Source organism: uncultured Algibacter sp. (assembly GCF_947495925.1).
In the GTDB taxonomy this organism is placed as follows: Bacteria; Bacteroidota; Bacteroidia; order Flavobacteriales; family Flavobacteriaceae; genus Algibacter_E.
Genome location: NZ_CANMAU010000002.1, coordinates 91768 through 118081, shown reverse-complemented (window position 1 = coordinate 118081; position 26314 = coordinate 91768). Strand labels below are relative to the sequence as shown.

At 33.4% G+C, this 26314-nt stretch carries 13 protein-coding genes; 9 read left to right on the top strand and 4 right to left on the bottom strand.

All coding sequences use genetic code 11. The features are described from left to right. Positions 1–24: 24 nt before the first annotated feature. The 4 genes from Q0857_RS03770 to Q0857_RS03755 form a co-directional block, all read right to left on the bottom strand. Entirely contained in the window at positions 25–1497 is a 1473-nt protein-coding gene (locus Q0857_RS03770; protein ID WP_298532351.1) for a DUF5687 family protein, read from the bottom strand. A 47-nt stretch (positions 1498–1544) separates the two neighbouring features. Continuing rightward, positions 1545–1952: a DUF2059 domain-containing protein gene (locus Q0857_RS03765; protein ID WP_298532349.1), complete on the bottom strand. Its 408-nt coding sequence runs from the start codon at positions 1950–1952 to the stop codon at positions 1545–1547. 249 nt (positions 1953–2201) lie between these two features. Next, complete coding sequence (locus Q0857_RS03760) at positions 2202–2459, bottom strand: hypothetical protein (RefSeq protein ID WP_298532347.1); 258 nt, start codon at positions 2457–2459, stop codon at positions 2202–2204. Next, positions 2459–2797, bottom strand: coding sequence for a PadR family transcriptional regulator (locus Q0857_RS03755; RefSeq protein ID WP_298532345.1), 339 nt, complete (start codon positions 2795–2797; stop codon positions 2459–2461). Before Q0857_RS03755 ends, Q0857_RS03760 begins: the two co-directional genes overlap by 1 nt. Before the next feature lie 114 nt (positions 2798–2911). On the opposite strand from Q0857_RS03755, the gene Q0857_RS03750 reads away from it, so the two are divergent. The 9 genes from Q0857_RS03750 (at position 2912) to Q0857_RS03710 (ending at position 26283) form a co-directional block, all read left to right on the top strand. Continuing rightward, complete coding sequence (locus Q0857_RS03750; RefSeq protein WP_298532343.1) at positions 2912–3967, top strand: ferredoxin--NADP reductase; 1056 nt, start codon at positions 2912–2914, stop codon at positions 3965–3967. Between the two features lie 423 nt (positions 3968–4390). Next, the gene (locus Q0857_RS03745) at positions 4391–7459 is read left to right on the top strand and encodes a TonB-dependent receptor (RefSeq protein ID WP_298532341.1); all 3069 of its coding nucleotides are present in this window, start codon (positions 4391–4393) and stop codon (positions 7457–7459) included. Between the two features lie 13 nt (positions 7460–7472). Next, a complete protein-coding gene (locus Q0857_RS03740) occupies positions 7473–9050 on the top strand; it encodes a RagB/SusD family nutrient uptake outer membrane protein (protein ID WP_298532340.1) in 1578 nt (525 codons plus the stop codon). Positions 9051–9179: 129 nt separating this feature from the next. Further along, positions 9180–12443 carry a VCBS repeat-containing protein gene (locus Q0857_RS03735; RefSeq protein WP_298532338.1) on the top strand — a complete coding sequence of 1088 codons (3264 nt, stop codon included), beginning with the start codon at positions 9180–9182 and terminating at the stop codon, positions 12441–12443. Positions 12444–12499: 56 nt separating this feature from the next. Next, positions 12500–16705, top strand: a complete 4206-nt coding sequence (locus Q0857_RS03730; RefSeq protein WP_298532336.1) for a two-component regulator propeller domain-containing protein — start codon at positions 12500–12502, stop codon at positions 16703–16705. Next, positions 16683–19010: a sulfatase-like hydrolase/transferase gene (locus Q0857_RS03725; protein ID WP_298532335.1), complete on the top strand. Its 2328-nt coding sequence runs from the start codon at positions 16683–16685 to the stop codon at positions 19008–19010. The genes Q0857_RS03730 and Q0857_RS03725 overlap by 23 nt, the downstream gene beginning before the upstream one ends. A gap of 587 nt (positions 19011–19597) precedes the next feature. Further along, a complete protein-coding gene (locus Q0857_RS03720) occupies positions 19598–21235 on the top strand; it encodes a hypothetical protein (protein ID WP_298532333.1) in 1638 nt (545 codons plus the stop codon). A gap of 480 nt (positions 21236–21715) precedes the next feature. Further along, positions 21716–24700, top strand: coding sequence for a SusC/RagA family TonB-linked outer membrane protein (locus tag Q0857_RS03715; protein ID WP_298532329.1), 2985 nt, complete (start codon positions 21716–21718; stop codon positions 24698–24700). A gap of 17 nt (positions 24701–24717) precedes the next feature. Further along, positions 24718–26283 (top strand): RagB/SusD family nutrient uptake outer membrane protein, encoded by a 1566-nt coding sequence (locus Q0857_RS03710; protein ID WP_298532328.1) that lies wholly within the window; start codon positions 24718–24720, stop codon positions 26281–26283. Positions 26284–26314: the final 31 nt, after the last annotated feature.

The following is a 26314-nucleotide window of genomic DNA, read 5'->3' as shown; positions in this document are numbered from 1 at the left end:
GATTTGAATAAAATTTTAAAATCCTTATTTTTTTTCAGCAAAAGCGGCAACGGTTTTATACTTTCCTTTTTGATAAATTGTTTCAATTTTATTTAAAAAGAAATTTCTAAAAACAATACCTAAAACGCCACTAAGAGCCAGAACTAATAATCCTACTTGAAAGTTTACTATTTTATAAGGAATATAAAAAAGTAACATTGGCAACACTAATTTGGGTATTGCAATTAACATTTGCGTTGGGTTAAACCCATTCGTATTACTAAACGCTTTGGCTTTTACATTAAGTTCTACAGGTACCCTATTTAAAGCACCGCCAAATAGTGTAATAAATGAGTTTAGTCCTATATTAAAAAGCGCCCCTGCTCCTATCATACCAAAAATATCCCACCCAAAATATAAATAAGGTGTGCTCAGTATAAAAGATACGGACACAGCAACAACCATTAAGTACCATTTGGACTCTAAATACTTTTTATACGGAATATTCTGGCTCATTAATAATTTATAGTATTCGCTATCCCAAGATGGAACTAATTGACCAAATGTCATTAAAAAACCACCAGTTACAAACATTGAAGCAAAGGCCAAAAACGCCGGCATATCTTTATAGGCATCTTGTGTATAAAAAATTAATCCATAAAACAGAAATAGACCCGACATCATTAAAACCTGTTTTGGTCGCGCATTTCTTAAAATTAAACGCACATCATTCTTCAAAAATATAGCAAGGCTTCCAAACCGATTCATCCAATTTAATTCTAAACTATCAACTTTATCGGCTTTTTTAGAAATTGCACCATCCAAATAAAACCCTTTTCTGATATCTGAAAAATTCTTTTTATACAATGCAAAAAGTAAAAGGAATGGTAAAACAATTAAATAAGGCTGATCGTATAGCGCGTTAAAAGCCAAACCAATAGGTTCTGATATTTTAAAGACATTATAAACTTCTAGCCCTATAAAAAGAAATAGCACACTTGTGATACTATAGAAAAATGTATTGTTTTTATTAATTAAAAAATTAGTAAAATTAATACATAGAGAAAAAGCCATAACCGACAAAAACCAGCAAATAACATGAATAAAGGAGTAACCCTGAACTAGTAAAACTATGCTGAAAGGCAAAAAAATAAAAAACGGAATAAAGTTAAAAAACGAAATAGTAGTTTTTCCAAGTAAATAATGAATAATGGCCTCTCGTTTTATTGGAACAACCATAAACGGCTTTATATTCATGACTGGTAATTGCTGCAAAAAGAATCGAACTGCCAGTTCCAATACATACCAGTATATTAAAAAGTTATTAATAACCGTAATGGGATCCATATTTGGCATAATTTTTTTGGAAATAAAAAATAAACCGACACCAATCATTATAGCGGCCCCACCAAAATAGATTGCAGCAAAAATCAGCATTATTTTAATAGCTACTCCCTTTTGAAAATAAGAGGCTCTAGTAAACTGTTTCCACTCTAAATTTAAAAACAATCGAATCATTTGTCAGTTTAAATTAATTCTAAGATTATTACCAAAAAGTCCTTAGTTTATTGCATGTGTTTTTGAGCAACTTCTTGAACTTTTGCTCCCCAAGTTTGTCCAAAAGAAATGGCTTTTTGGGTAAGTCCCAATTGTTTTTCTGCCAATTTCTTTCCTAAATCTGTTTTATAAAAAACGATTAGCTCCTTAACTTCATCATGAGTAAATTCACTCATATAAAGTTCAGCAAGTTTATTGTATAGACCGCCTAAGGTACCCTGAGCTTCCTTTATGTAAGCCGCTCTGTTTATTTCCGGCACCATAGTTCCAATTTGCGTAATAGCATTTTCAAAAGCAGCTCCCGCACCTGTCATTTTTAAAAACTCAATAGTTTCGTTTTTATAATTGGAATTCTCTTGAGCTTGAGTAAAGTTTACTACTGATACAAACAGGCATGCGAATAAGATTTTTTTCATTTTGATAAATTATATTGATGGTTAAAGTTTCTTGTAAGTATACAAACAAGATATAATGTTACACAATTTTAAAAGAATTGTATTCTGGGTACTTTTGATTTAGTTTTTCTTCTAATTGTTTTGGAATAATAATCATTGAAATCCATGTAAGTAATATGTATATCACAATAAGTGTTGCAACAATTAATTCTGTAGTATTTGTCCACTGTCTATCTGGTTTAAATAAAGTTTGAATCCAAATTCCAATATTTAAAACATGTAATAAACCTCCGGCCTGAATAGTACACTTATCAAATAGCCTTTTTTTACCCGTTTATTCAGTTTCCTCTTAATTTCAATCTTAAATTTTGAAACATCTAAAGGTTTATTAGGTGTTATTTTCCACTGGTTTTCAATGCCATTAGCTAAATGATCTACAAGTTCTACTTGAACTTTATACCGTTCAACATACCTGTTTTTGGTAAAGTCGAAAATGTGGGATATTTCGTCTTCCGTTAACGTTTTCATTAATCAAATCGAAATTTCGGATTTACTAAAGCACGCATCGTCTTAATATAGTTTTCGAGTTCTGCAAGTTTACTCACCGTTTCTTGGGTACCTAACTCCGTTAAACTATAATATTTACGCATCCTGTTACCAATTTTCATAATATCAACTTCCAAAAGTCCTTCAGCCTCCAATTTATGTAATGAGGGATATAATGCCCCTTCTGTTAATTTTAGTTCGCCTTTAGTAATATCTTTAACTTTTTGCGTAATTTCATAACCGTACATTTTATCATTTTCGTTCAAGAGCTTTAAAATAATGGTTGTCAGACTACCTTTATACAATTGAGAGTTTTTCATAATTTTGCTAATATACATAATGTTCTTATGCATAATAATATTATGTGTTACTTTTTTACTAAAAATGCCACTATTTTTTACAGGCTTCACTATTTTTGTGCAAAAATTTAACACATGTCTTCATTTCATAAACTTTCAGTTAAGAATATAACCAGAGAAACTGATAAAGCCATTAGCATTTCTTTTAATATTCCAGAAAATCTTAAGGATACTTTCGCCTTTAAATCTGGTCAGTATGTTACACTGAAAACGAATATCAATAACAACGAAGTAAGACGTGACTATTCTCTATGCGTTTCACCAAAAAGTGGTGAACTTAAAGTAGCCATAAAAGAAGTTAAAGATGGTACATTTTCGGCTTACGCAAATAACACTTTAAAAGTTGGTGACACCATTGAAGTCGCTCCTCCAAAAGGACGTTTTATTTTTGAACCTAATGACTCTAAAACTAAAAATATAGCATTATTTGCAGCAGGAAGTGGCATTACTCCAGTTTTGAGCATTATTAAATGTGCTTTAGAAGAAGAGGTTTACAGTAAGGTAATTCTTGTTTATGGAAATAAAACAACCAAAGACACTATGTTTTTGCAAGAACTTTTAGATTTACAACATAACTATAAAGATCGTTTTTCCGTTCAGTTTGTGTTTAGTCAACAAGACGAAGAAGATGCTATTTTTGGTCGAATTGAAAAAAGTACCGTTAATTATGTTATGAAGAATGAGCATAAACATGTTGAAGTTGATGCTTATTACTTATGTGGACCCGAAGGTATGATTCATACTGTTAAAGACGTTTTAACAGAGCACAATATTGATGAAAGCAGAATTCATTTCGAACTTTTTAAAGCTGCAAAACCAGCCGAGGTAAAGGAAGTCGCTGTTACATCGGGAAGCACTAATATCTCAATCACCGTTGATGATGAGACTTCGACTTTTAAAATGTCTCAAAAACAAACGATTTTAGAAGCCGCTTTAGACGAAGATATCGATGCACCATACTCGTGTCAAGGCGGTATTTGTAGCAGTTGTTTAGCTAAAATTACTGAAGGCGCAGCTACCATGCGCCAAAATAATATATTAACGACAAGTGAAGTAGCTGAAGGATTGATTCTAACCTGCCAAGCGCATCCTACCACACCCACACTTGCAATTGATTTTGATGACGTCTAGGTTTAAACATTTTAATAAGACAGAATAATTTCATTCCTTTTCATTATGATTTACCTTCCTGTTGAAAAACACTAACAGGTTAATAAATGAACAATAATTTTAGGTAATCAAGACTCCGAAAACCCTTTCTTTTCTATCTGATTTTTTAGTGCGAATTTCTTCCTAAAAAACAACCTCTTTAGAAAACCACAAACTTAAGCTTTTCTTATTCATTTTAAGAAAACACCAACAAACCAATAGGTTTAATGTGTTTACTTAAAATAATGTGTGTAAATAATTACAATTCTTTAAAAACACCCGTCATTCCTTGACATTTATTTATATGTTACATGGTTTTGACGATATGTTGTATCGTCGAACTCATATCCATGCTATGTTTGTCTTAATATTATTTATTAACTAAACTAAAATTATTTTAAGCTTATGAAATCAACAAAATTACTCAAGCTAAAATTTCAACATCCATTCCTGATGTTGTTAATAGCATTGCTAGCAGGGACCGCTCTAGCAAGTGCTCAAGACTTATCAATTAGCGGTACCGTTTCCGATCAGAATAATCAACCATTAGCTGGAGCTAACGTATTGGTTAAAGACTCATCCAATGGGGCGCAAACAGACTTCGATGGTAATTTTACAATTCAGGCATCTAGTGATGCCATATTAGTTGTGAGTTATCTTGGGTTTGTTTCTCAAGAAATTCCAGTTAATGGACAAACAACGATAACAGCAGTTCTTGTTGAAGATGCAAGTCAACTTGATGAAGTCGTTGTTATTGGATATGGAAAACAAAAGAAGTCTGATTTAACGGGTGCTGTTGCTCAAGTTGGATCAAAAGAAATAGAAAAATATACTTATAGTGATGCCACACAGGCACTACAAGGAAGAATGGCTGGTGTAAATGTCTCCCAACAGGGTGGAGCACCAGGTGCCAGTTCAATTATAACAATTAGAGGTACAGGTACATTCTCAAACAACGGGCCTTTATTTGTTATTGATGGTATGATTACGGGCAGTATGGATTCGGTTAATCCAAATGACATTGAAAGTGTTTCTGTTCTAAAAGATGCATCTGCAACTGCTATTTACGGATCTCGTGCTGCCAACGGTGTAGTAATAGTTACCACCAAAAAAGGTAAAAAAGGACAAATAAGTATTGAGCTTGATGCCAATTATGGCTTTGAAAATGTTATAAACGAGGTGAATTGGGCAAACGCAAGACAATATGCAGATATTGTAAACCGAGCAAATGATAATGACGGTGTTGCAAGAAAACCAGCAAACGATACAGAGTTCGACCCTAATTATACCAGTAATTTATATGATGATTCATTTCAAACTGCTGGCGTTTCAAATACTAACCTTAGAATGTCAGGTGGGGGCGAACACAGTGTCTTTACACTATCATTAAGTCATTTAGATAGAGAAGGTATTGTAAAGTTCTCTGAGTTTAAAAGAACCACCGCTAGGCTTAATGCTGGGTTGGATAAAGGCAAATTCAAAATGGAGACTAACATTGGTCTTACAAGAACAGTTGACGATCCGAACGTTTATTTCAATAAAGAAAGAAATCTTTTACCAACCATTAGGTTAAGAAATGATGCAGGGGAATGGAGCTCTGATGACAGAGCCGACAGAGGAATTACAACGGCATACGGAGCTTTCTATGGTCAAGGTACAATCACCAATGAATTGGCACTAGCAAACTTAGAGGAAAGAACCATTAAAAACAATAGACTAGTAGGGAATATTGCTGGCTCTTTCGAAATAATTGAAGGCTTAACTTATAAACTTAATTTAGGTATTGAAACTTCAGCAAGAAATAATTTTAGGTTTAGTCCGGATGAACAAGTTATTTATAATGGTAGTAATAAGGCCACTTCAGAATTTTTCGAAGAAAACAGTAATACTTTAAATACGCTAATCGAAAACACGCTTAACTATAATAAAACATTTAACAAACATAAAGTTGATGTATTAGCAGGTTTTACAGAACAAAAAAATAACAGAAGATATCTTGGAGTGAACGCTATTAATGCCACTAATGGCATTAGTGTAGGGCGAGCTTTCTCAAAAGAAAACCTACAATCATCTACAGGTGAAGATATCACATCTTCAATTCAATCATACTTTGGTAGATTAAATTATACTTATGATGATAGATATTTACTTACTGCAAGTATTCGACGTGATGGTTCTTCATTCTTTAAAGAAGACCTTAGATGGGGGGAATTCCCTTCTTTCGCAATTGGTTGGAATTTAAGCAACGAACAATTTATGCAAAATTTCAATGCACTGACTAACATTAAGTTTAGAGCAGGATATGGAGAAATTGGTTCCAACAATGTAAATGCTTATGTTATTGAGCCTTCTATAAACCTATTTAGTACTTATGTTACATCAGACCCAAACTCAAGAGAAACTGGATATGCCGTTACTAGAGGAGTTAATCCAAATATATTCTGGGAAACAACAAAAACAACAAATATTGGTCTAGAGTTTAATGCATTTCAAAGCAAACTTAGTGTAACATTAGATTACTTTATTAAAAAATCTGAAGATATATTAGTGGATATTCAATTACCTTTATATACCGGTTTTTCTAATAGAATTCCATTTAATAGAGGAAGTATAGAGAATAAAGGTTTTGAATTTTTAGCAACCTATGCAGATTCGTTTGGCGACTTTAACTTTAGCGTAACTGGTAACTTCTCCACCTTGGATAATAAGGTAACTTCATTAGGAGGTCAAACTCCAATAGTTGGTGGTGGCTTTACATCAAACGGGTTACAAGGAACAAGAACTGATATTGGAGAACCAATTGGATCATTTTATGGTTGGGTAACAGATGGAATTTATGCAACCGATGCAGAAGCGGCTGCCGCTAATGATCAATCAGGAAATCCTCAACAAGGTGATTTAAAATTTAAAGATTTTGAAGGAAATGGTTTAGACGAAGATGATAGAAGATATTTGGGAAGTCCAATTCCTAATTTCGAATATGGCCTAAATATTTCAGCCGACTACAAGAATTTTGATCTAAGTCTTTTCTTCAACGGTGTATCTGGCAATAAAATATTAAACTCAACTATATATAGAGGTTATTTTGACTTCAACGGTAATTATTTAGCTGATGCCGCAAATGCCTGGACACCTTCAAACACAAATACCAGTGTGCCTAGAAACACGCAAGTAGATCCTGGTTTTAACCGTAGAATGTCTGATTTCTATCTTGAGAATGGAGCATACTTTCGTTTAAGAAATGCTCAAATTGGCTATACACTGCCAAGTGATGTCATGGAAAAAATTAAATTACAAAAAATAAGGTTATATCTTTCAGGAACTAATGTATTTACCATTTCGGACTATTCTGGTTATTACCCAGAGATTGGAAGAAACTCAAGAGGAGGAACTAATCAGTTCAATAATGGTGTAGATGAAGGGGCTTATCCAGTGCCAAGAACAATTCAACTAGGAGTACAAGTTTCTTTTTAAAAAAATGAAAAACATGAAAAATACAAACAGAATAAAAACTATTATAAAGGGGTTACTAGCGCTGATAGTATTATTTGCCCTTAACACGAACTGTTCAGATGATGTACTAAATCAAAATAACCCAAATGTACTGTCACCAACGTTATTTTGGAAAACCGCTGATGACGCTAACAAAGGTATAATTGGTGCCTATAGTCCCTTTGTTGCTATCACCTATTACTCCAGATTTGAAATATTTCTTTCCGATTATAGAGATGACGTAGTTAATGGATTTAATACTTCTGATAGAACCGCAGCAGGGGCCTTTAATGCTACTGCAGATAGAAATGCACCCAAATGGATGTGGGAGGCTCAATTTAGAGGAGTATCTAGAGCAAATGATGTTCTATTCAATGTTCCTAACATAGAAATGGATGCCTCTCAAAAGGACTATATTTTGGGGGAAGCCTACTTTATTAGAGCATATAATTACTTTCAGTTGCTAAACAATTTTTTAAATGTGCCCTTACTAACATCGCCTGTTAGCGAAATAGAAGCACCAGACTTAATACCTCAAGCTCCGCCTGCAGATATTTGGGCGCAAATTGAAGAAGATTTAAAAATGGCTCAAAGCAAACTGCCTCCATCATGGCCTGCAGATGAGTTAGGTAGAGCTACAGAGGGAGCCGCAACTGGAATGTTAGGAAAAGTATTTCTATATCAAGAGAAATATGCTGAGGCCAAAGCTGAGTTTTCAAAAGTTATGGATGGTCGCTATAAACTAATGGATGACTATGCACACAACTTCACCGAAGAATTCGAAAATAATCAAGAATCTTTATTTGAAATACAAATGGTTGCCGATGGCAATCAAGGCTGGGGAGCAGACAATGCCAATAGCGGTTCTGGTTCAGCATATCAGCCAGATTTAGCTCCTGTAGGATACACTAATCAAAACACAATGCGTGTAAACCAATGGGCACTTGACTTATTTTTAGATGAGCAAACCATTAATGGAGAGGTAGACCCAAGAACTTATACAACTTTTTTCTGGAACTATCAGGATTCAACCCAATACGAAGGAAAATACTTAAAATCTAGAACTTATCTTAACACGTCGTATGTTGATGCTTATTCTTCAACAGACACTAATATTTATGGAAATAAATATGCAGATTGGGCTTTTAATGGCAAAGAACAATCTTTAGATGGCGGTTGGCATGGAGCTGCCAATAACTTAAGAATTCTTAGATATGCCGATATATTACTGATGTTTGCTGAAGCAGAATTTATGCTAAATGGCTCTACCAGTGTGGCCCTTGATGCTATTAATAGAGTAAGAGCAAGAGTTGATTTAGAACCTCACGCCTCAATTACAATGCAAGACATTGACGATGAACGTGTTAAAGAACTTACTTTTGAACGTACAAGATATTTTGATTTACTTAGATGGGGTAGAGTAAAATCAAGAATAGTTGACAATCCAGAATTAAAATCTGAAAGTGGAGGAACAGGATCTTACAAACCTGGTAGAGAATACCTTGCTATTCCTCTAACTGAAATTGATGGCAATAACAACGAGGAAGGTTTCAAACAAAACCCGGGTTATTAATATTATCATTTAATCTAGAGTTTGTTTAATAAGCCATCAATCCATAGTTTTGGATTGATGGCTAATTTGTAATTTGGTAATAAAATGCTGAGACCTAACTTAATTATACTTTTTTTATATTTTTTATTAATGTCTTCATGTGAGCAGAAAGAAAAACCCGCTACGCAAACCATATCTTTTAGAGAACTAAGTTCTGAAAGCTCAACAATAACCTTTTCAAACAGTATTATTGAAAACGATACTCTAAATTATTTTAACTTCCCTTTCTTATATCTTGGCAGCGGTGTTTCAGCTGGAGATATTAATAATGATGGTCTTACCGACTTGTATTTTACAGGGAATCTTGTCTCCAATAAACTATACCTAAACAAAGGCAACCTAAAATTTGAAGATATTACTGAATCTGCTGGAATAACAGGTGATTCAAGATGGTATTCTGGAACAACTATGGCCGATGTAAATAATGATGGCTATCTGGATATTTATTTAAGTGTTTCAGGAAAATCAGGGAATAGTACTAATCAATTATATATAAATAATAAAAATAACACCTTCACCGAGCAAGCTGCCAAATATGGTATAGCCGATTCAAGTAAATCTATTCAATCTACTTTTTTTGACTATAACAATGATGGGCTACTAGATCTATTTGTTGCCAATTACCCTAATGTTTTAGTTAGCCAAGGCAACATGTATTATAAAAGGTTTATGGATCTCAATAAGTTTGAAGATTCAGGTCACTTGTACAGAAATAACGGAGATAACACGTTTTCAGATGTTACCACCGATGCTGGTGTTCAAAACTTCGGTTTAACTCTTGGTCTTATCGCTTCTGATTTTAATAATGATGGCAATACAGATTTGTATTTATCAAACGATTTTAATGTTCCTGATTATTTTTACCTAAATAATGGTGATGGAACTTTTTCAGAAGTATCAGGAGAAACATCAAGACAAACGTCTATGTTTGGTATGGGAATAGATGCTTCGGACTTCAACAATGACGGGCTAACTGATTTTCTTCAAGTTGACATGACACCAGGGGATTATAAACGCTCAAAAACAAATATGGCCAGCATGAGCCCAAGTGCTTTTTATCAGGCTATTAAATTAGGTTTTAATCACCAATACATGCAAAACTCGTTACAACTTAATAACGGTATTTCTAATAAAAACCTCCCCTTATTTAGTAATATTGCTAGATACGCTGGAATGGCAACCACAGATTGGAGCTGGGGTGCTTTATTTGCTGATTTCGATAACGATGGTTTCAAAGATGTTTTTATTTCCAATGGGGTAAAACGCGATGTTAATAATAACGATGTAAACGAAGCTTATAAAGCTGAAGCTTTCTTTGGTGCTAAAAAAAACAAGGATTTCACCAAAATGCCTAGCACACCCATTTCCAATTATGCCTTTAAAAACAATGGCGATTTCTCGTTTACAAAAACTACTGAAAAATGGGGGCTAGATAAAAAAGGGTTTTCGAATGGATTTTCAACTTCTGATCTGGATAACGATGGTGATTTAGATTTGATAGTAAATAATATGGATGCAGTGGCTTCCATATATATTAATGAATCAAATAGCAAAGAAAACAACTATCTGAGAATAAAATTAACGGGTAACAAATTGAATCCTTCTGGGTTGGGTTCAAAAGTCACTATAAAAACAGATAACACCCTACAGACACAAGAACTTACACTGACAAGAGGATATCAATCTAGCGTTGAACCCATAATTCATTTTGGTCTTGGTAATTCCTACTTAATAAACGAAATCAATATTACTTGGCCTGATGGATATACTCAAACATTGTCTAATATAAAAGCAAATCAACTCCTAGAAATTGACTATAACAACGCTACTTTGCCAAAACATGATGCCGAAAGCTATTTTCGTAAATTTCAAGATATAACTGATCTTTCCGGAATTAAATTTACGCATAAAGAGGATGTTTACGATGATTTTGAACACGAACCCCTACTCCCCCATAAATATTCTACCATAGGCCCAGGAATTGCTGTTGGCGATGTTAACAATGATGGTTTAGAGGATTTCTTTATTGGTAACGCTTCTGGAAGTTCAGGGGCTTTATACATACAAAAAAACGATAAAACATTTGAGCTAACTCCAGGCCCTTGGGAACAAGATTCCATACATGAAGACACAGGAGCAAAATTCTTCGATGCTGACAATGATGGCGATTTAGATTTATACGTGGTAAGCGGTGGTAATTTTTTAGATAAGCCGCAAACTATTTATAAAGACCGCCTGTATTTAAATACTAAAAATGGTTTTGTTAAGTCCGAAGGCGTTTTACCCGAAAACTATACCAGTGGAAAAGTTGTTATTACATCTGATTATGATAATGACGGAGATCTAGATTTATTTACAGGAGGTAGAATTATTCCTGGAAGATATCCACATGCGCCTAAAAGCACCATTTTAAGGAATGATGGCGGTAAAAACTTGAATTTGAAATTCACTGATGTGACCACTGAAATTGCTCCTGAATTAGAATTCCCAGGATTGGTAACCTCAGCATTGTGGGACGACTATAACAAAGACGGAAAAATAGACCTTATTGTCACTGGTGAATGGATGCCTATTAGATTCTTTAAAAACGCTGGCAACCATTTTGAAGAGGAAACTGATAATATCGGGTTCGAAAACCAATCAGGGTGGTGGTATAGTTTGAAAAAAGTTGATATGGACGGGGACGGAGACTTAGATTACCTTGCTGGGAATTTAGGACTGAATTACAAATATAAAGCGAGTAAAAACGCTCCTTTCGAGGTATACTCCAATGATTTTGATGAAAACGGCTCTTCTGATATTGTATTGAGTTATAAAAAAAATGGCGCAAAACTACCGCTAAGAGGACGCGAGTGTTCTTCACAACAAATTCCAGCAATTGCTAAGCGATTTAAAACCTATGAGTCCTTTGCAAATGCAGATTTAATTGATATTTATGGTGAAGGCATGTTAAGCAAGTCGTTACACTACACAGCCAATACTTTTGCACATTATTGGATTGAAAATGAAGGAAACGGGAATTTTAAAGCTCATAAACTTTCTGATTACTTACAGTTTTCATCAATAAATGATTTCGCTATTTTTGATTATAATGGAGATGCTTTTTCTGATGTAATAGTTGGTGGCAATTTATATAATTCAGAAGTTGAAACACCTAGAAATGACGCAAGTTTAGGAGCTCTTGTTATAGGAAATAAAAAAGGGGGAGAAATTTTACCTTCAAATGAATCAAAATTCTTTATTACAGGAGAAATTAAAGGTATTTCAATTATCCATATTGGCAAACACCGTGAGCAAGCTATTCTTGCTGCTAGAAATAATGACAGTTTAAAACTAATAAAAATCATACGGTAGTAATGATTATAAACGATAACAAATACTATCCTTTATTTTACAATTCAAAAAAAATATTGAAGCTATTTTTATACTCATTACTGTTTTGTTATACCCTGACAAATCTAGCTCAAAACGAAGACTATTTTGAACGTTTAACTACAGATGATGGTTTATCGCAAAGCGATATTAATGTCATTCATCAGGATCGAGATGGTTTTATGTGGTTTGGAACTCATGATGGATTAAACAGATATGATGGTTACAGTTTTAAAGTATTTAGTCCAGACAACAACAAGCCCAATAGTATTTCAAATAATTTAATATTCAACATTGAAGAAGATTTTAATGGAAATTTTTGGATTGGAACAACAGGTGGAGGGCTCATTTTTTTTGATAAACTCACTGAAAAATTCAAAACATATAAGTATGATAAAAATGACCCTAAAAGCATAAATAGTGATTATGTTGCAGAAATATATGCCGATAGAGAGAATAGGTTATGGATTGGAACAAGTAAAGGAATAAACCTTATTAATCTTGAAAAAAACGTTGATAGTATTAAATTTCAAAGCTTTAATGCGCATGTAGAGCCTTTTATGCCGCAAATAAACATTAGCAGTGTTAATAGTATTTATCAAGATTCAAGAGGCCAAATATGGACGGGAGGATTTGGAGGTTTATATAAACTCTCAAGAGAGTCAAGCGGTGATTTCTATTTCAAATTTCAAAACAAAGAATTAGGCCTTCCAAATTTAGCCGTAGCGGATATTACGGAAGATAAAGAGGGGCGACTAATACTTGCTACAAGTTTTGGTATTTATTATCAAACCATAAATGATAAAACGTTCACTTTCAAAAAAGTAATTGAAGGTAATTTTAGCAGTATTTTAATAGATAATAATAATGTCTGGGCTGGAAGTGACAATGGACTTAAATGGATGAAAGTCCAACCAAGAAAAGGATTCCCTGTATTGCATAAAAGTTTTAAATACGATCCAACCAATCCCAATAGCATCAGTAAAAACATTATTACATCACTGTATAAAGATGATACTGGAATTATCTGGATAGGTACTAATGGAGGAGGGCTTAACAAGTTCGATCCAGCCAGAAATGAGTTCCTTCATATTAGAAAAACACCTAACCCTGAAAGTCTTAGCTACGATAAAATACGTTCTTTTTTTGAAGATAGCTACGGAAATCTTTGGGTTGGAACTGAAGGTGGTGGAATAAATTTTCAATCAAAAGAAGACCATGCCAATGAATTTTTCAAATTCAATAGTATTCCTAATGTTTTTGCAATCGAAGAAATTCAAGTAGGGTCAAGAAAAAAACTTTTACTTGGGGGTAAAAACTCTATAAGCCTGTACGAGTTAGATATTACTAATCCGAAGAACATAAAAAGCAACAAATTTAAACCTATTAGAGAAGTAACTGGGGCGGTATTCTCAATTCTTTCAGACAGTAATAATACACTTTGGTTTGGAACATACGCCAATGGCGTATATCGTTGGACTCTTAACAAAGACGGCACTAATTACGATAAAGAAGTATTCACTGAAAACCCAAATGACCCAAGAAGTCTTTCGAATAATATAATAAGGAACATTTACGAAGATAGCAAGGGTAATATTTGGTTTGCAACCGGTAATGGTTTAAGTAGGCTTTCGAAAACAGAAGCTTCAAAAAAATATCCAAAATTTGATGTATACAAAAATATTCCTGGGGACTTAAGTAGTTTAAGTCATAATTATATTTTACCAATATTTGAAAGTACTAAAGGTGATCTCTGGATTGGTACATTTGGTGGTGGTTTAAACAAATTTATCCCAAAAACTAAAGCTCAACCTGATCATTTTAAATCATATAACGATAAAGATGGATTGCCAAATGGTGTTATAAAAGGCATTTTAGAAGATGAAAATAGTAATCTTTGGATTTCTACCAATAAAGGCCTATCCATGTTTAATCCAAATACAGAAATATTCAAAAATTACGATGTTAATAATGGATTACAAAGTAATGAGTTTCAAGAATTAGCGTGCCTCAAAAAAAGTACAGGCGAAATGCTTTTTGGAGGAATAAATGGCTTTAATAGGTTTTTTCCAAAAGAGCTTAAAGAAAACACCTATAAGCCTAAAACAGTATTTACCAATCTTTTTGTTTTAGGCAAACAAGTTGTGCCCGGACAAATTTTAAATAAAAAAGTTCTGCTCTCTAACACCATAAATAATACAAAAAGTATTGAACTTAATTATTTTGAAAACAATATTGCACTTGAGTTTTCCGCCTTACACTATGCCGCTCCTAATAAAAACAAGTTTGCTTACATGTTAGAAGGTTTTGATAAGGATTGGATATATACCACAGCCCAAAATAGATTGGCATCCTACACGAACTTAGAACATGGGAATTATACTTTTTTAGTAAAATCGTCGAATAGTGATGGTTTATGGGATGATACACCATCAAAAATTGAAATTAATATTACCCCTCCTTTCTGGCATACAACTCTTGCCTATCTCATTTATTTCATAATCTTTATTATTCTTTTAATTAGTTTTAGAAATTATGCATTAATTACTGTAACTAAAAAACATCAGTTAGAGTTAGAACACGTAGAGAAAGAAAAAGGTGAAGAACTACAACAATCCAAACTGGAGTTTTTTACAAATATTTCGCATGAGTTACGCACACCTTTAACTTTAATTAAAGGTCCGCTTGAATATTTGCAGCAGTCCTATGATAGTTTGGATAGAAAAATGGTTTTTCAACAATTTAGTGTTATGCACAAAAACACTGACCTTTTATTAAGATTAGTTAATCAATTATTAGGTTTTAGAAAAATTGAAAAAGGTAAAATGGATTTGGTCCTATTTAAAAAAGATATTATCGGCTTTATAAAAGAACTTACCGAACCATTTCAATTTCTCAGTCATAAAAAAGAAATCAATTTTACCATTGAATCTTCTGAAGACACTTTAGTTACTTGGTTCGATTTAAATGCTATTGAAAAAATTATGAATAATTTATTATCGAATGCTTTCAAATTTACACCAAATAAAGGAAGTATTACTATTAAATTATTTCGACAAGAAATCCCTGAAATAAATGAGCCATACAATAATTACATAACCATACAAGTTGATGATTCGGGCCCTGGTATTTCTTCAGATAAGGCCAATTATATTTTTGAGCGTTTTTATGCCGAAAAGGAAAGTAAGCAAGAAAGCACAGAAGGTGTTGGTATTGGGCTGTATTATACCAAAAAATTGGTTGAGTTACACAAAGGTCTCATTCAGGCAAGTGGCAGCACATTTACGGTTAGTATTCCTATAGATGAGGAAACCTATCAGAACGATACCAATGTTACGCTTAACTATAATGAAACCATTTATAACTCCATATTCCCATCACTTTCCGAAACTTATGAAAGGGATGAACATGACGAAAGTATTGATAATGTTTTATTAAAAACCAGATCAAAACTACCCATACTTTTAGTCGTAGATGACAATACAGATATAAGAAATTTTATTGCTCAAATGTTAAATGAAGATTATACCATTTATCAAGCTGAAAATGGTCAAGAAGGACTTGAAATGGCAAAAAGTGTACAGCCCAATATAATTATTTCTGATGTATTGATGCCAGTAATGAATGGATTCGAATTTTGTGAAAACCTTAAAACTAAACCAGAGACCAGCCATATTCCAATCATAATGTTAACTGCAAAATCATCTGACGAAAGTGAATTAGAAGGTCTTAAGTTAGGAGCTGATAGTTATATAAGAAAACCATTTAAGATTGATTTTCTAAAAACAAAACTAACAAATATTATTAATGAGCGAGATAATTTGAGAAAGCGATTCAATAGGAAAATTGTTCTCAAACCAAAAGAAGTAACCGTAACTTCAACTGATGAAAAATTCTTAAATCAGGCTATTGAAATTGTTGAAAAGCATATGTCAAATACGAGCTTTAATGTTGAAACTTTAGTTCAAGAAATGAACTTTAGCCGTTCTAATATTTATATGAAATTTAAAGAATTAACAGGTTTATCTTCTAGCGAATTTATAAGAAATATTAGATTAAAGCGAGCTATGCAGCTTTTAGATACAAGTGGTTTAACCGTAAAAGAAATAATGTATATGACTGGTTTTAACACAGGATCTTATTTTTCAAAATGTTTTAAAAACCAGTATGGCGTCCTTCCAAGTGAATATCTCAAAAAGGTCAAGCCACATGATAAAAAAAATGAAATCAACCTCGATAAATAAACGAAAAAAAGGAATTCTTGTCGCTCTTAAAACACTCTTTTTAATTTCCTTCTTCTTAGCGTACACAAATTGCGAACCAAGTGCAAAAATACCTGTCGAAAAACCCAACATCATACTTATTATGCTTGATGATTTGGGTTACGAATGCATTGAATCTTATGGAGGAACCACATATAAAACACCCAATATAAATAAGCTATCAGCAAGTGGAATGCAATTCAATCAAGCTTACGCTCAACCACTTTGCACTAATACTCGGGTAAAACTAATGACCGGGAAATACAATTACCGAAATTGGACTTCATTTGGTATCCTTGATCCCAATCAAAAAACATTTGGACACCTGATGCAAGATGCAGGGTATTCTACATGTATCGTTGGGAAATGGCAACTACAAAGCTATGACCCCATTAACTATGCGGGCTCAGAATACAGAAGAGGCACAGGTATGAAAGCTGATGATGCAGGCTTTGACGAATACTGTCTATGGCATACAGGACATACAGAAGATAAAGGCTCCAGATATGTAAGTCCAAAAATTCATCAAAACGGTAAATTTTTGCAGTATAATAATGAGGATTACGGACCTGATATTTTTTCAAAATACCTAAATGACTATGTAAGTAAGAAACATAATAAACCCTTTTTTATCTACTACCCTATGGTTTTAACACATGATCCTTTTTCTCCAACACCAAATAGCGATATATGGAAAAACCCAGAAAAAAGGTCTGAAAATAATACTTCGTATTACAAACATATGGTGGAGTATGCAGATAAAATTGTAGGAGATATTATAAACAACTTAGAGAAAAGAGGAATAAGAGATAATACACTTATTCTACTCTATTCTGATAATGGCACACATCAAACCATATACTCTAAAAAAGGTAAGGAAATTATTCAAGGAGGGAAAGGTTTAACCACAGATGCAGGAATAAGAGTTCCGCTAATAGCCAATTGGCCTGCACAACTAAAAGAGAATAAAACTACCGATGAATTTATTGATGCTATAGATTTTTTACCTACTATTCTGGAAGCTGCAGGGACGAAAATTCCAGATAACTATTTTAGCGATGGAGAAAGTTTCCTGCCTTTAATAAAAGGAGAAACCGTAAATAGAAGGGATTGGGTTTATATGAGTTATAACCCAAAACCTGGCGCAGGAAAAGACCATTTAAACCCAGCTGAATTTGTATTTAATAAAAAATATAAATTATACGGCGATGGCAGGTTTTATGATATAGAAAAGGATAAGTTAGAACTGAAGCCATTGGATACTACTAAATTTGGTAATAACAAAAATCAAATAAAAAATAGATTTACAGTTATTATGGATTCTTTAAAAAAGTATCCAACCTACGGATGGGTTGAACGCTTAGATCCAGGTCTCGACACAATAATTTCAAAACATGCTCGAATAGATTTAGTAGCTGAAGGCTTTAATTGGTCTGAAGGCCCCGTTTGGCTACCACATAAGAAAACTTTATTGTTTACTGATGTGCCAGAAAATAAGGTTTATCAATGGAATGATATAAAGGGATTAAGCCTTTATCTAGAGCCATCAGGTTATACAGGACCTCAAATTGACCCTTGGACTAGGGGTGGAAAAGGTGCAAATGGCCTAAGTTTAGATTTACAGGGCAATTTAATTCTCTGCCAACAAGGTGATCGAGTTATTAGCAAGTTAGTTAGCTTAAAAGATTCTTTAAATCCAGAATTCAAACCCATTGTAACTAACTATAAAGGGAAAAAATTTAATTCACCCAATGATTTAACTTTTGACAAAGAAGGTAATATGTATTTCACTGATCCGACATATGGATTGAAAAATGCTAAAAGTGATTTAGGCTTTAGCGGTTTATTTTTTTATCCGAAAGACGGAGGAGATGTTATCTTATTAGATAAGTCCATAAAATTCCCTAATGGTGTTGCCATATCTCATGACAACAAAACACTTTACATTGGAGATTCAAACACGGAGTACCCAAAAATATTTGCGTACGATATACTTTCGCCAGGGAAAATTAGTAATAGAAGATTACTTTTTGATGTGACTGAACTTAGAGAAAAAAGTATTAGCAAACAATGTCCCGATGGCATAAAACTGGATAAGCATGGGAATTTATTTTTTGCAGGTCCTGATGGTGTTTTAATTATTACTCCCGAAGGTAAACACCTAGGTACGATAAGAACAGACATTGCTGCTGGTAATTGCGAATTCACTGATGATGGCAGATATCTATTTATTGTTGCAGATGATTTACTACTGAGAGTTAATTTAAGACCTTATGCAAAAAGTTAAAAACACATTAAAGTTCGTCCGGTCGTTAACAATATAATAATACTTCATATTAAGCTTGTAACAAATCAAAAACGTCTGTTCATAAATAAAACAATCCTGCAAAGTAAACTAAAAATTGCAGGATTGAATTGACTAAAAACTCAACTAACTTTATGAAAAAACTATAATTACTCAACATTAGGAACAACTATCGTTTCATTTAAATCTTTAGAAATCAATATTTGATACCCCATGTTAATACTTTAAAAGTAAAAAAAAAAACTGGGAGCTTATAAAACATATGTAAACATTTGTATCACTTTTGGCTTTTTTAACTTCATTTTGATCCAAAAATACTTACTCACAACTTCTGTTCTATGAACATTTCTAATTTAAGTTTATAAATTATACTCCAATTAATTTTTAACAATCAATTTAAATTTCTTCTTATATCTAATTCCACAAAAAATAGTTCGAACACAAAATCCTATATATAATGGTATATGAAATAATATTCCTACCATAAAACAAGAAGTAAAACTAAATACTAATGTTTTTTATGAAATTTTTAAAATAATGAATTAATTTTATCAAATTAAATCTATTCCATGATAAGAATTAAACATTTCGCTAATGTAATCTGCACGGTCATCCTTCTATCTCCTTGCTTCATTAGTGCTATAAATATTCAAAAAGATTCTACTGATATCCTTTTAAGCGCCGAATTAAAAAAAGTCAGAAAGACTGGTTATAAAAATTCAGAACAGACTATTGAGCTATACAAGGCCAATCATAAAAAGCAATTAAAACAAGGTGACACGATTCAAGCCATCATATCATTAATGGTAATTAGCGATGTTTATGGAAATATTGCCAATTATGCTAAAGCCTACGATAATCATTGGGCAGCGTTAATTTTATGTGAGGACATTAAAAATGACTTATTAAAATCGAACTTATATTTAAGTTTAGGAAGGATGTATAGCTTTTATAAGCGCAAAGTGGATGCTTTTAAATACTTCAACACGTCCTTACAGATTAAAAAAGATTTATTAGCCAAAAACAAACTAGACAGGGTTGATTTACTTAAAACATATTATACCTTTGCGAGTACTTACCGAGAATTTGACGATGTAAAAAATGCACGTACTTACTTAGACAGTTGTTTTATTACTTATACGAAAAACGACTCAAACAACTATGCTTTCCTAAGATTTGAAGAAGCCTATGTACTTACTCAAGAAAATAAAACTCATGAGGCTCGTAAAATAATGCGAGAGATCGAGCCGTGGTTCTTCAAAAACGAACCATCTTATCTTACATTGGTTTATACCTATTGGGGAGATATCCATAAAAAGTTGTCAAATTTTGAAGAGTGCATTAGTTTTTACAACAAAGCTTTAGAAGTCTCTAAAACTTATAATAGTCACATCGACTTTTCCATACTAATTTATGAGAAATTAACCGCGGTCTATTTAACCCGTAACAATTACAAAAAAGCATACGAAAACCATAAAATAGCCCAGGACTTAAATACACAATTATTTGATAGTAGAAGTGAAAATAATTGGTCAGTCTTAGAGATTAAGGATGAAGTACGCTTGGAAAAAGAAAGACAAACTCAATTGATTCAGAATCAAAAATTAGATAAATTGAATCAAGAAAGTAAAATTCAGTTTTTACAACGCATTCTCTTAGTAGGTGCCATTATTTTCATTATCATCTTTGGTTTAACCTACTTAAGACAAGTTAGGTCCAAACATAAACATGAAAAAGAATTAATTCAAAAAAATAAGGAAATTGAAGTTCAAAAAGCTAAAGATGAAATTGAACTTAAAAACAAAGAGTTAGCAGCAAGTGCGCTTCAACTGGTTCAGAAAAACGAATTTATTAAAGATATAAAAACGAGACTACGTCAACTAGGCGGAAATATAAAAGCTTCAGAAATGAATAAAATTCTTAAGTCGGCCTCAATTGAAAATAATGCAAACAACTGGGAAGAGTTTAAATTGAGATTTACTTCTATTAACGATGATTTTTATCAAAAACTAAACACCGATTACCCAAAATTAAGTCAAAACGATAAGCGTATTTGTGCCCTAATCAAATTAAATTTTTCTAGTAAAGATATCGCAAAACTTTTAGGTATTTCTGTAGAATCTGTGCATACAAATAGATATAGACTCAGAAAAAAGATGAACATTTCCAAAGGGGAAAATCTTGAAAACTTCATTTCTTCCATATAATTTATGTTAAAATTTTGTAATGAGTGTCACACTCTTAAAATTAAATCTGTCTAGTCGATGTCAATGAAAAAAATCTGTCTTTTTCCTATTTAATCATTAATCAAAAAAAATAGATTACTGACTCATCAGGGGAAGCAACAACAAATAATGAAGTAATACCCTCATTAAATACATACTCAAACCACTGTATATCAAATATTTAAAAACTTACCTGCAAATCATGATCTAAATTCAAGCTTTATTTGAACCCTTATGTCTTACATGAATGCCGTTCCAAAATCAAGGAATATCTATTCAGATTTTTTTCACCCTCTAAAGCCCTGCATAACACAAAATAACCGTCCTGTCTAGTTTTAATCGAGTATCAAAATCTTAAACCGAGCATCACTTTAACATATATTGGGAGTTTTTAGAGGAATTTCATCTTTATTCCCTAAATTGAAGAACTACTAAATTATACTTTTAACTAAACAATTAATTATGAAAAAACAAATTGTAAATTTGATGAGAACAGGCGTGCTATCGTGTTTGCTTCTCATATTATCGGGCTTTTACGAAGTTAATGCCCAACAGACCATAACTGGTACTGTATCTGATGAAAGTAGTATCCCTATAGCAGGAGCTAATGTTTTGGTGCAGGGAACAACTACCGGAACCGTTACTGACTTTGATGGTAATTTCTCCATTAAGGCGTCTTCTAGTGATGTTCTTCTAGTATCATACCTTGGTTATGTTACCCAAAATGTAACTATAGGTAATCAAACTTCTTTAAATATTATCTTGGTTGAAGACGCTGCTCAGCTTGATGAAGTGGTTGTAATTGGGTATGGTACTGCCAAAAGAAGTGAACTAACAGAATCTGTTTCTCAAGTATCAGCCAAGAGTTTTGAGCAACAACCAGTAGTAAGAGTTGAACAAGCTCTTCAAGGTAGAAGTGCTGGTGTTACAGTTGCTAGAGCAAACGGGTCTCCGGGAGCAGGTGCCAAAATTAGGATTCGAGGTGTGAATTCCATTACAGGTAACAATTCACCATTAGTTGTATTAGATGGTTTCATTGGAGGAGACTTACGTACTCTGAATCCTGCGGATATAGAATCTTTTCAAGTCTTAAAAGATGCTTCCGCAACAGCTATATATGGGTCTCGTGGTGCAAACGGGGTGATCTTAGTTACAACTAAAACCGGAAAAGGAAAACCTAAATTATCTTTTGACACTTTCTTATCTGTTTCTGAATTAGCAAGAACTTATGACAACAGAGTTGATGCAGTTCAGTTTGCAAGGGATAATCCTAACTTTTATGATAATGCGTATATAGCAGATTTGATCGCCAACCCAGTGGCTGATAGAGAAAGTGAATTATTTAGAACTGCATTTGCGAGAAACCATCAATTATCAATATCTGGAGGCTCAGACAATGTTAATTACTTTGTCTCAGGAAATTATTTAAATCAAGATGGTATTATGGTTGCTAACAACTATGAGCGATTCTCTTTAAGAGCAAATGTTGAGACCAAAATAAATGATAAACTAAAGATTGGTGTAAGGACATTTTTTAACCGTGAAATTGATAGTAATAACCCAGACGCTACCAAAAGAATATTTGGAGGGCCTGTGGTACGAACTTTAACTTTTGACCCTTCATTTAGAATGTTTAATGAAGATGGAAGTTACAATTTCGAGAAGCCTCTTACTGGAAATACAGATGCTACCTATTTTGTAACTAACCTTTTAAGAAGCTCTAATGTAAGAAGAGCGAATAGATTTAATGCAAATTTTAATTTGAATTATGAAATTGTTCCAAATTTAACGTACACCTTAATTGCTGGAGCTTCAATAACAAATCAGACAACAGAATCCTTAAGATTTGAATCACCAGATGATGTTGATAATACTTTAGCTAGAGACGATCAGGGTTCAGTAAACTCAAATGAGTTTTCAACTTATCAAATTTCTAATATATTAAACTGGAATAAAACTTTTAATGAAAAGCATAATATCGACCTTACAGGTGTTTATGAATTTACCAAAAACGAAAATAGAACGAATAGGTTGTTTAGACGATCTATTCCTACTTACCTGAGAAATATTACCGATATTGGCAGGTTTGAGGTAGGACCTGGTGAAGAGCAACCAGAATCTATTGATGGAGACCCAAGAGTAGACAGAAGATTTTTAGAAATTGGTGCTGGCTATGGGCAGTCTGCAATTGTTTCCTTTTTAGCTAGAGCTAAATATACTTATAATGAAAGTCTGTCTTTATCAGCTTCTTACAGACGAGATGAAACAACTGCCTTTTTACCAGATAACCGTGTTGGTAACTTTATGAGTTTTTCTGCAGGTTATAGTTTCAAAAAAATGGCATTTATTGAAAATAGTGATGTCCTAGATAACTTAAGACTGAGAGCATCATGGGGTGAAACTGGTAATCAAAATGCTCCTAGATCAGCATTTGAAGACACATTTACAGTGAGAAAAATTGTAACTCCTGATGGAACTATTGAAATTCCAAAACAAACTCGAAGAGGAAACCCTGATTTGACTTGGGAAACAACAGAACAGGCGAATATTGGTTTGGACATTAGCTTCTTAAAGAGTAGAATAAATCTTACAATTGATGCCTATGAAAAGAAAACTAGAGATTTAATTGTTACTACATTAGTAGATCAAAATGTTCCAGATAATGTTATTACTGAAAATATTGGTGATGTTAAAAACACGGGTATTGATGTTGTTTTTGATGCTGACATCATTAGATCAGATGATTTTACATGGAATACTGTTTTAGCTTATTCATTTTTGAAAAATGAAGTAGTAAGAATTTCTGACAGAATAGATTCTGGATTTGTTGTTGGTAACTTTAGAGATGTTGGCTTTAGACAACAATTAAACGTTATAAAAGAGGGAGAGCCTTTAGGTGCATTCTGGGGAACTAAATACCTTGGTGTTGACGCAAACGGACAAGCCATTATCGATCCTTCGGGCGTACAGGTTATAGGTAATGGACTACCAGCTCACACTTGGGGGCTTAATAATACCTTTAATTATAAAAATTGGGACTTTAACTTATTTGTTCAAGGATCTCATGATTTTCAAGTCTATAACCAAGTGGAGGCTGCCTTAGCTGGAGGAGAACCAAACTTCAGGTCATTCTTAAAAACGGATAAGGAACAAGTTCAAAATTCTGGATTAAATTCTTCAAGATACGTTGAAGACGGAGATTTCATTAGAGTAAGTAATCTTTCAATCGGGTACACCTTTAATAACTTAAAAGGTATAGATTTTGTAAAGGTTTATGGTAGTGGTCAAAACCTATTTCTAATTACAGATTATAGTGGCTACGACCCAGAGATATCTTCTTCTCAATCAAATGGACAAGCTAATAATGCAGATGTAAGTGCAGGTATAGACGCGGGAGCAATCCCTAATCCAAGAACTTTTACTTTTGGAGCAAAAATAGGTTTTTAAAAAAAAAAAAAGAAATTATGTTTAAAATACGAAATAAAATAAAAAATATAAAATACTGGTATGTAATAGCCCTTGCCGCACTTTGCTTTGTGGGGTGTGTGGATATTGATGAAATTTCAGATTTAACTGACGTATCAGTACAAGGTGGAACGGCAGAATCGCCATTTACGGTTAAACTATTAAATGATTTTACACTTTTAGTGTATTCTGATTATTGGCCAATGTTATTCTTAAATGGATATAATGTTCCTGGCTGGGGTGGAGATGATATTACAACAAGTGCTGGTGGTTCTAAAGAAGAGTTTAGACAATTTGACATCAGAGAATTAGTTGCAGCCAACCCAAGAACTGAAAAGTATTGGAGAGACACTAACGTTATACTAGCAAGTGCAGGACGAGCTGTTGTATTTGCAGAAGGCTTTTTATCTACAGTACCAGATAGTGACAAAGACGTCGATTCTATTGTTAGAACAAATGAGCTATTGGGAGAGCTATTATTTCTAAGATCGGTATCTTTTCACCAAACGTTAAGAATTTTTGGAAAAGCAGCACTTACGGTTACGCAAGAAACGCCAGCTACAGAGCTAAGTGGTCCTGAAGAAGTTTATACTCAAATTGAACAGGATTTACTTACCGCCATAGAAAATCTTCCGGATATTCAAGAAGGTGTGCAAGGAGCGCAAAGACCCAATAAGGGATCTGCTAGAGCTTTATTAGCAAGAGTATACATGGATTGGGCAGGTTTCCCATTAAAAGATTCATCAAAATATGCATTAGCAGCAGAACAAGCCCGCTTAGTTATTGAAAATAAAGCAGCACATGGTTTTGACTTAATGCCACATTTTGCGGATTTATGGCGCGAAGCTAATAGATTTAATGAAGAAAGTTGTTTCTTATTTGCTTTCGATAAAGCTTCCGGTCAAGATAATCGTAAGTACGGGCAGGCAGGATTTCCTGCAGGACCTCCTTTTAATGGTTGGGATGAAACCTTTGCAGAAATCAGATTTTTTGAAGACTTTCCAGAAGGACCTAGAAAAGAAGGAACATTTAGAACTGAAATTGACTGGGAAAATTTACAAACTCAAGCTAGCCCAGTTTATGCAAAAGTTGCAGGACCAGAAGGTGACTTAGCTTTTGGTGCTTTCTCTACAGAAAGGAGTGATTTTTGGATTCGCTATGCAGACGTTTTACTTATGTATGCCGAAGCTTCAGCAAGGTCAGGACAAATTACACCATTATCATGGGAGTCTTTAAACCAAGTGCGTCGTAGAGCAGCTGACTTACCTTTTAACACGCCAGATGCCTCAGTTGATATAACTTCTGGAGATTTAGCACAACTAGCAGTGACCGAACGTAAGTGGGAGTTAGCTGGTGAATGGTTACGTTGGTTTGATTTAGTAAGATTAGAACTTGTTGCAGAAGCATTAGCGACTCCAGCAAGAACACCTCAAAGTTCAACTAATAGTGACGGTGAACTTTTACCACTTCACAACCCTGCCACTGGTGATTTATCTAACGCCAATTATTTCTCTAAAATTCCACCAGCAATTTTGGATGAAAACCCCGGTTTTGTAGATGAATAGGAACCATTTTATAACATAAGCAACTAAATAT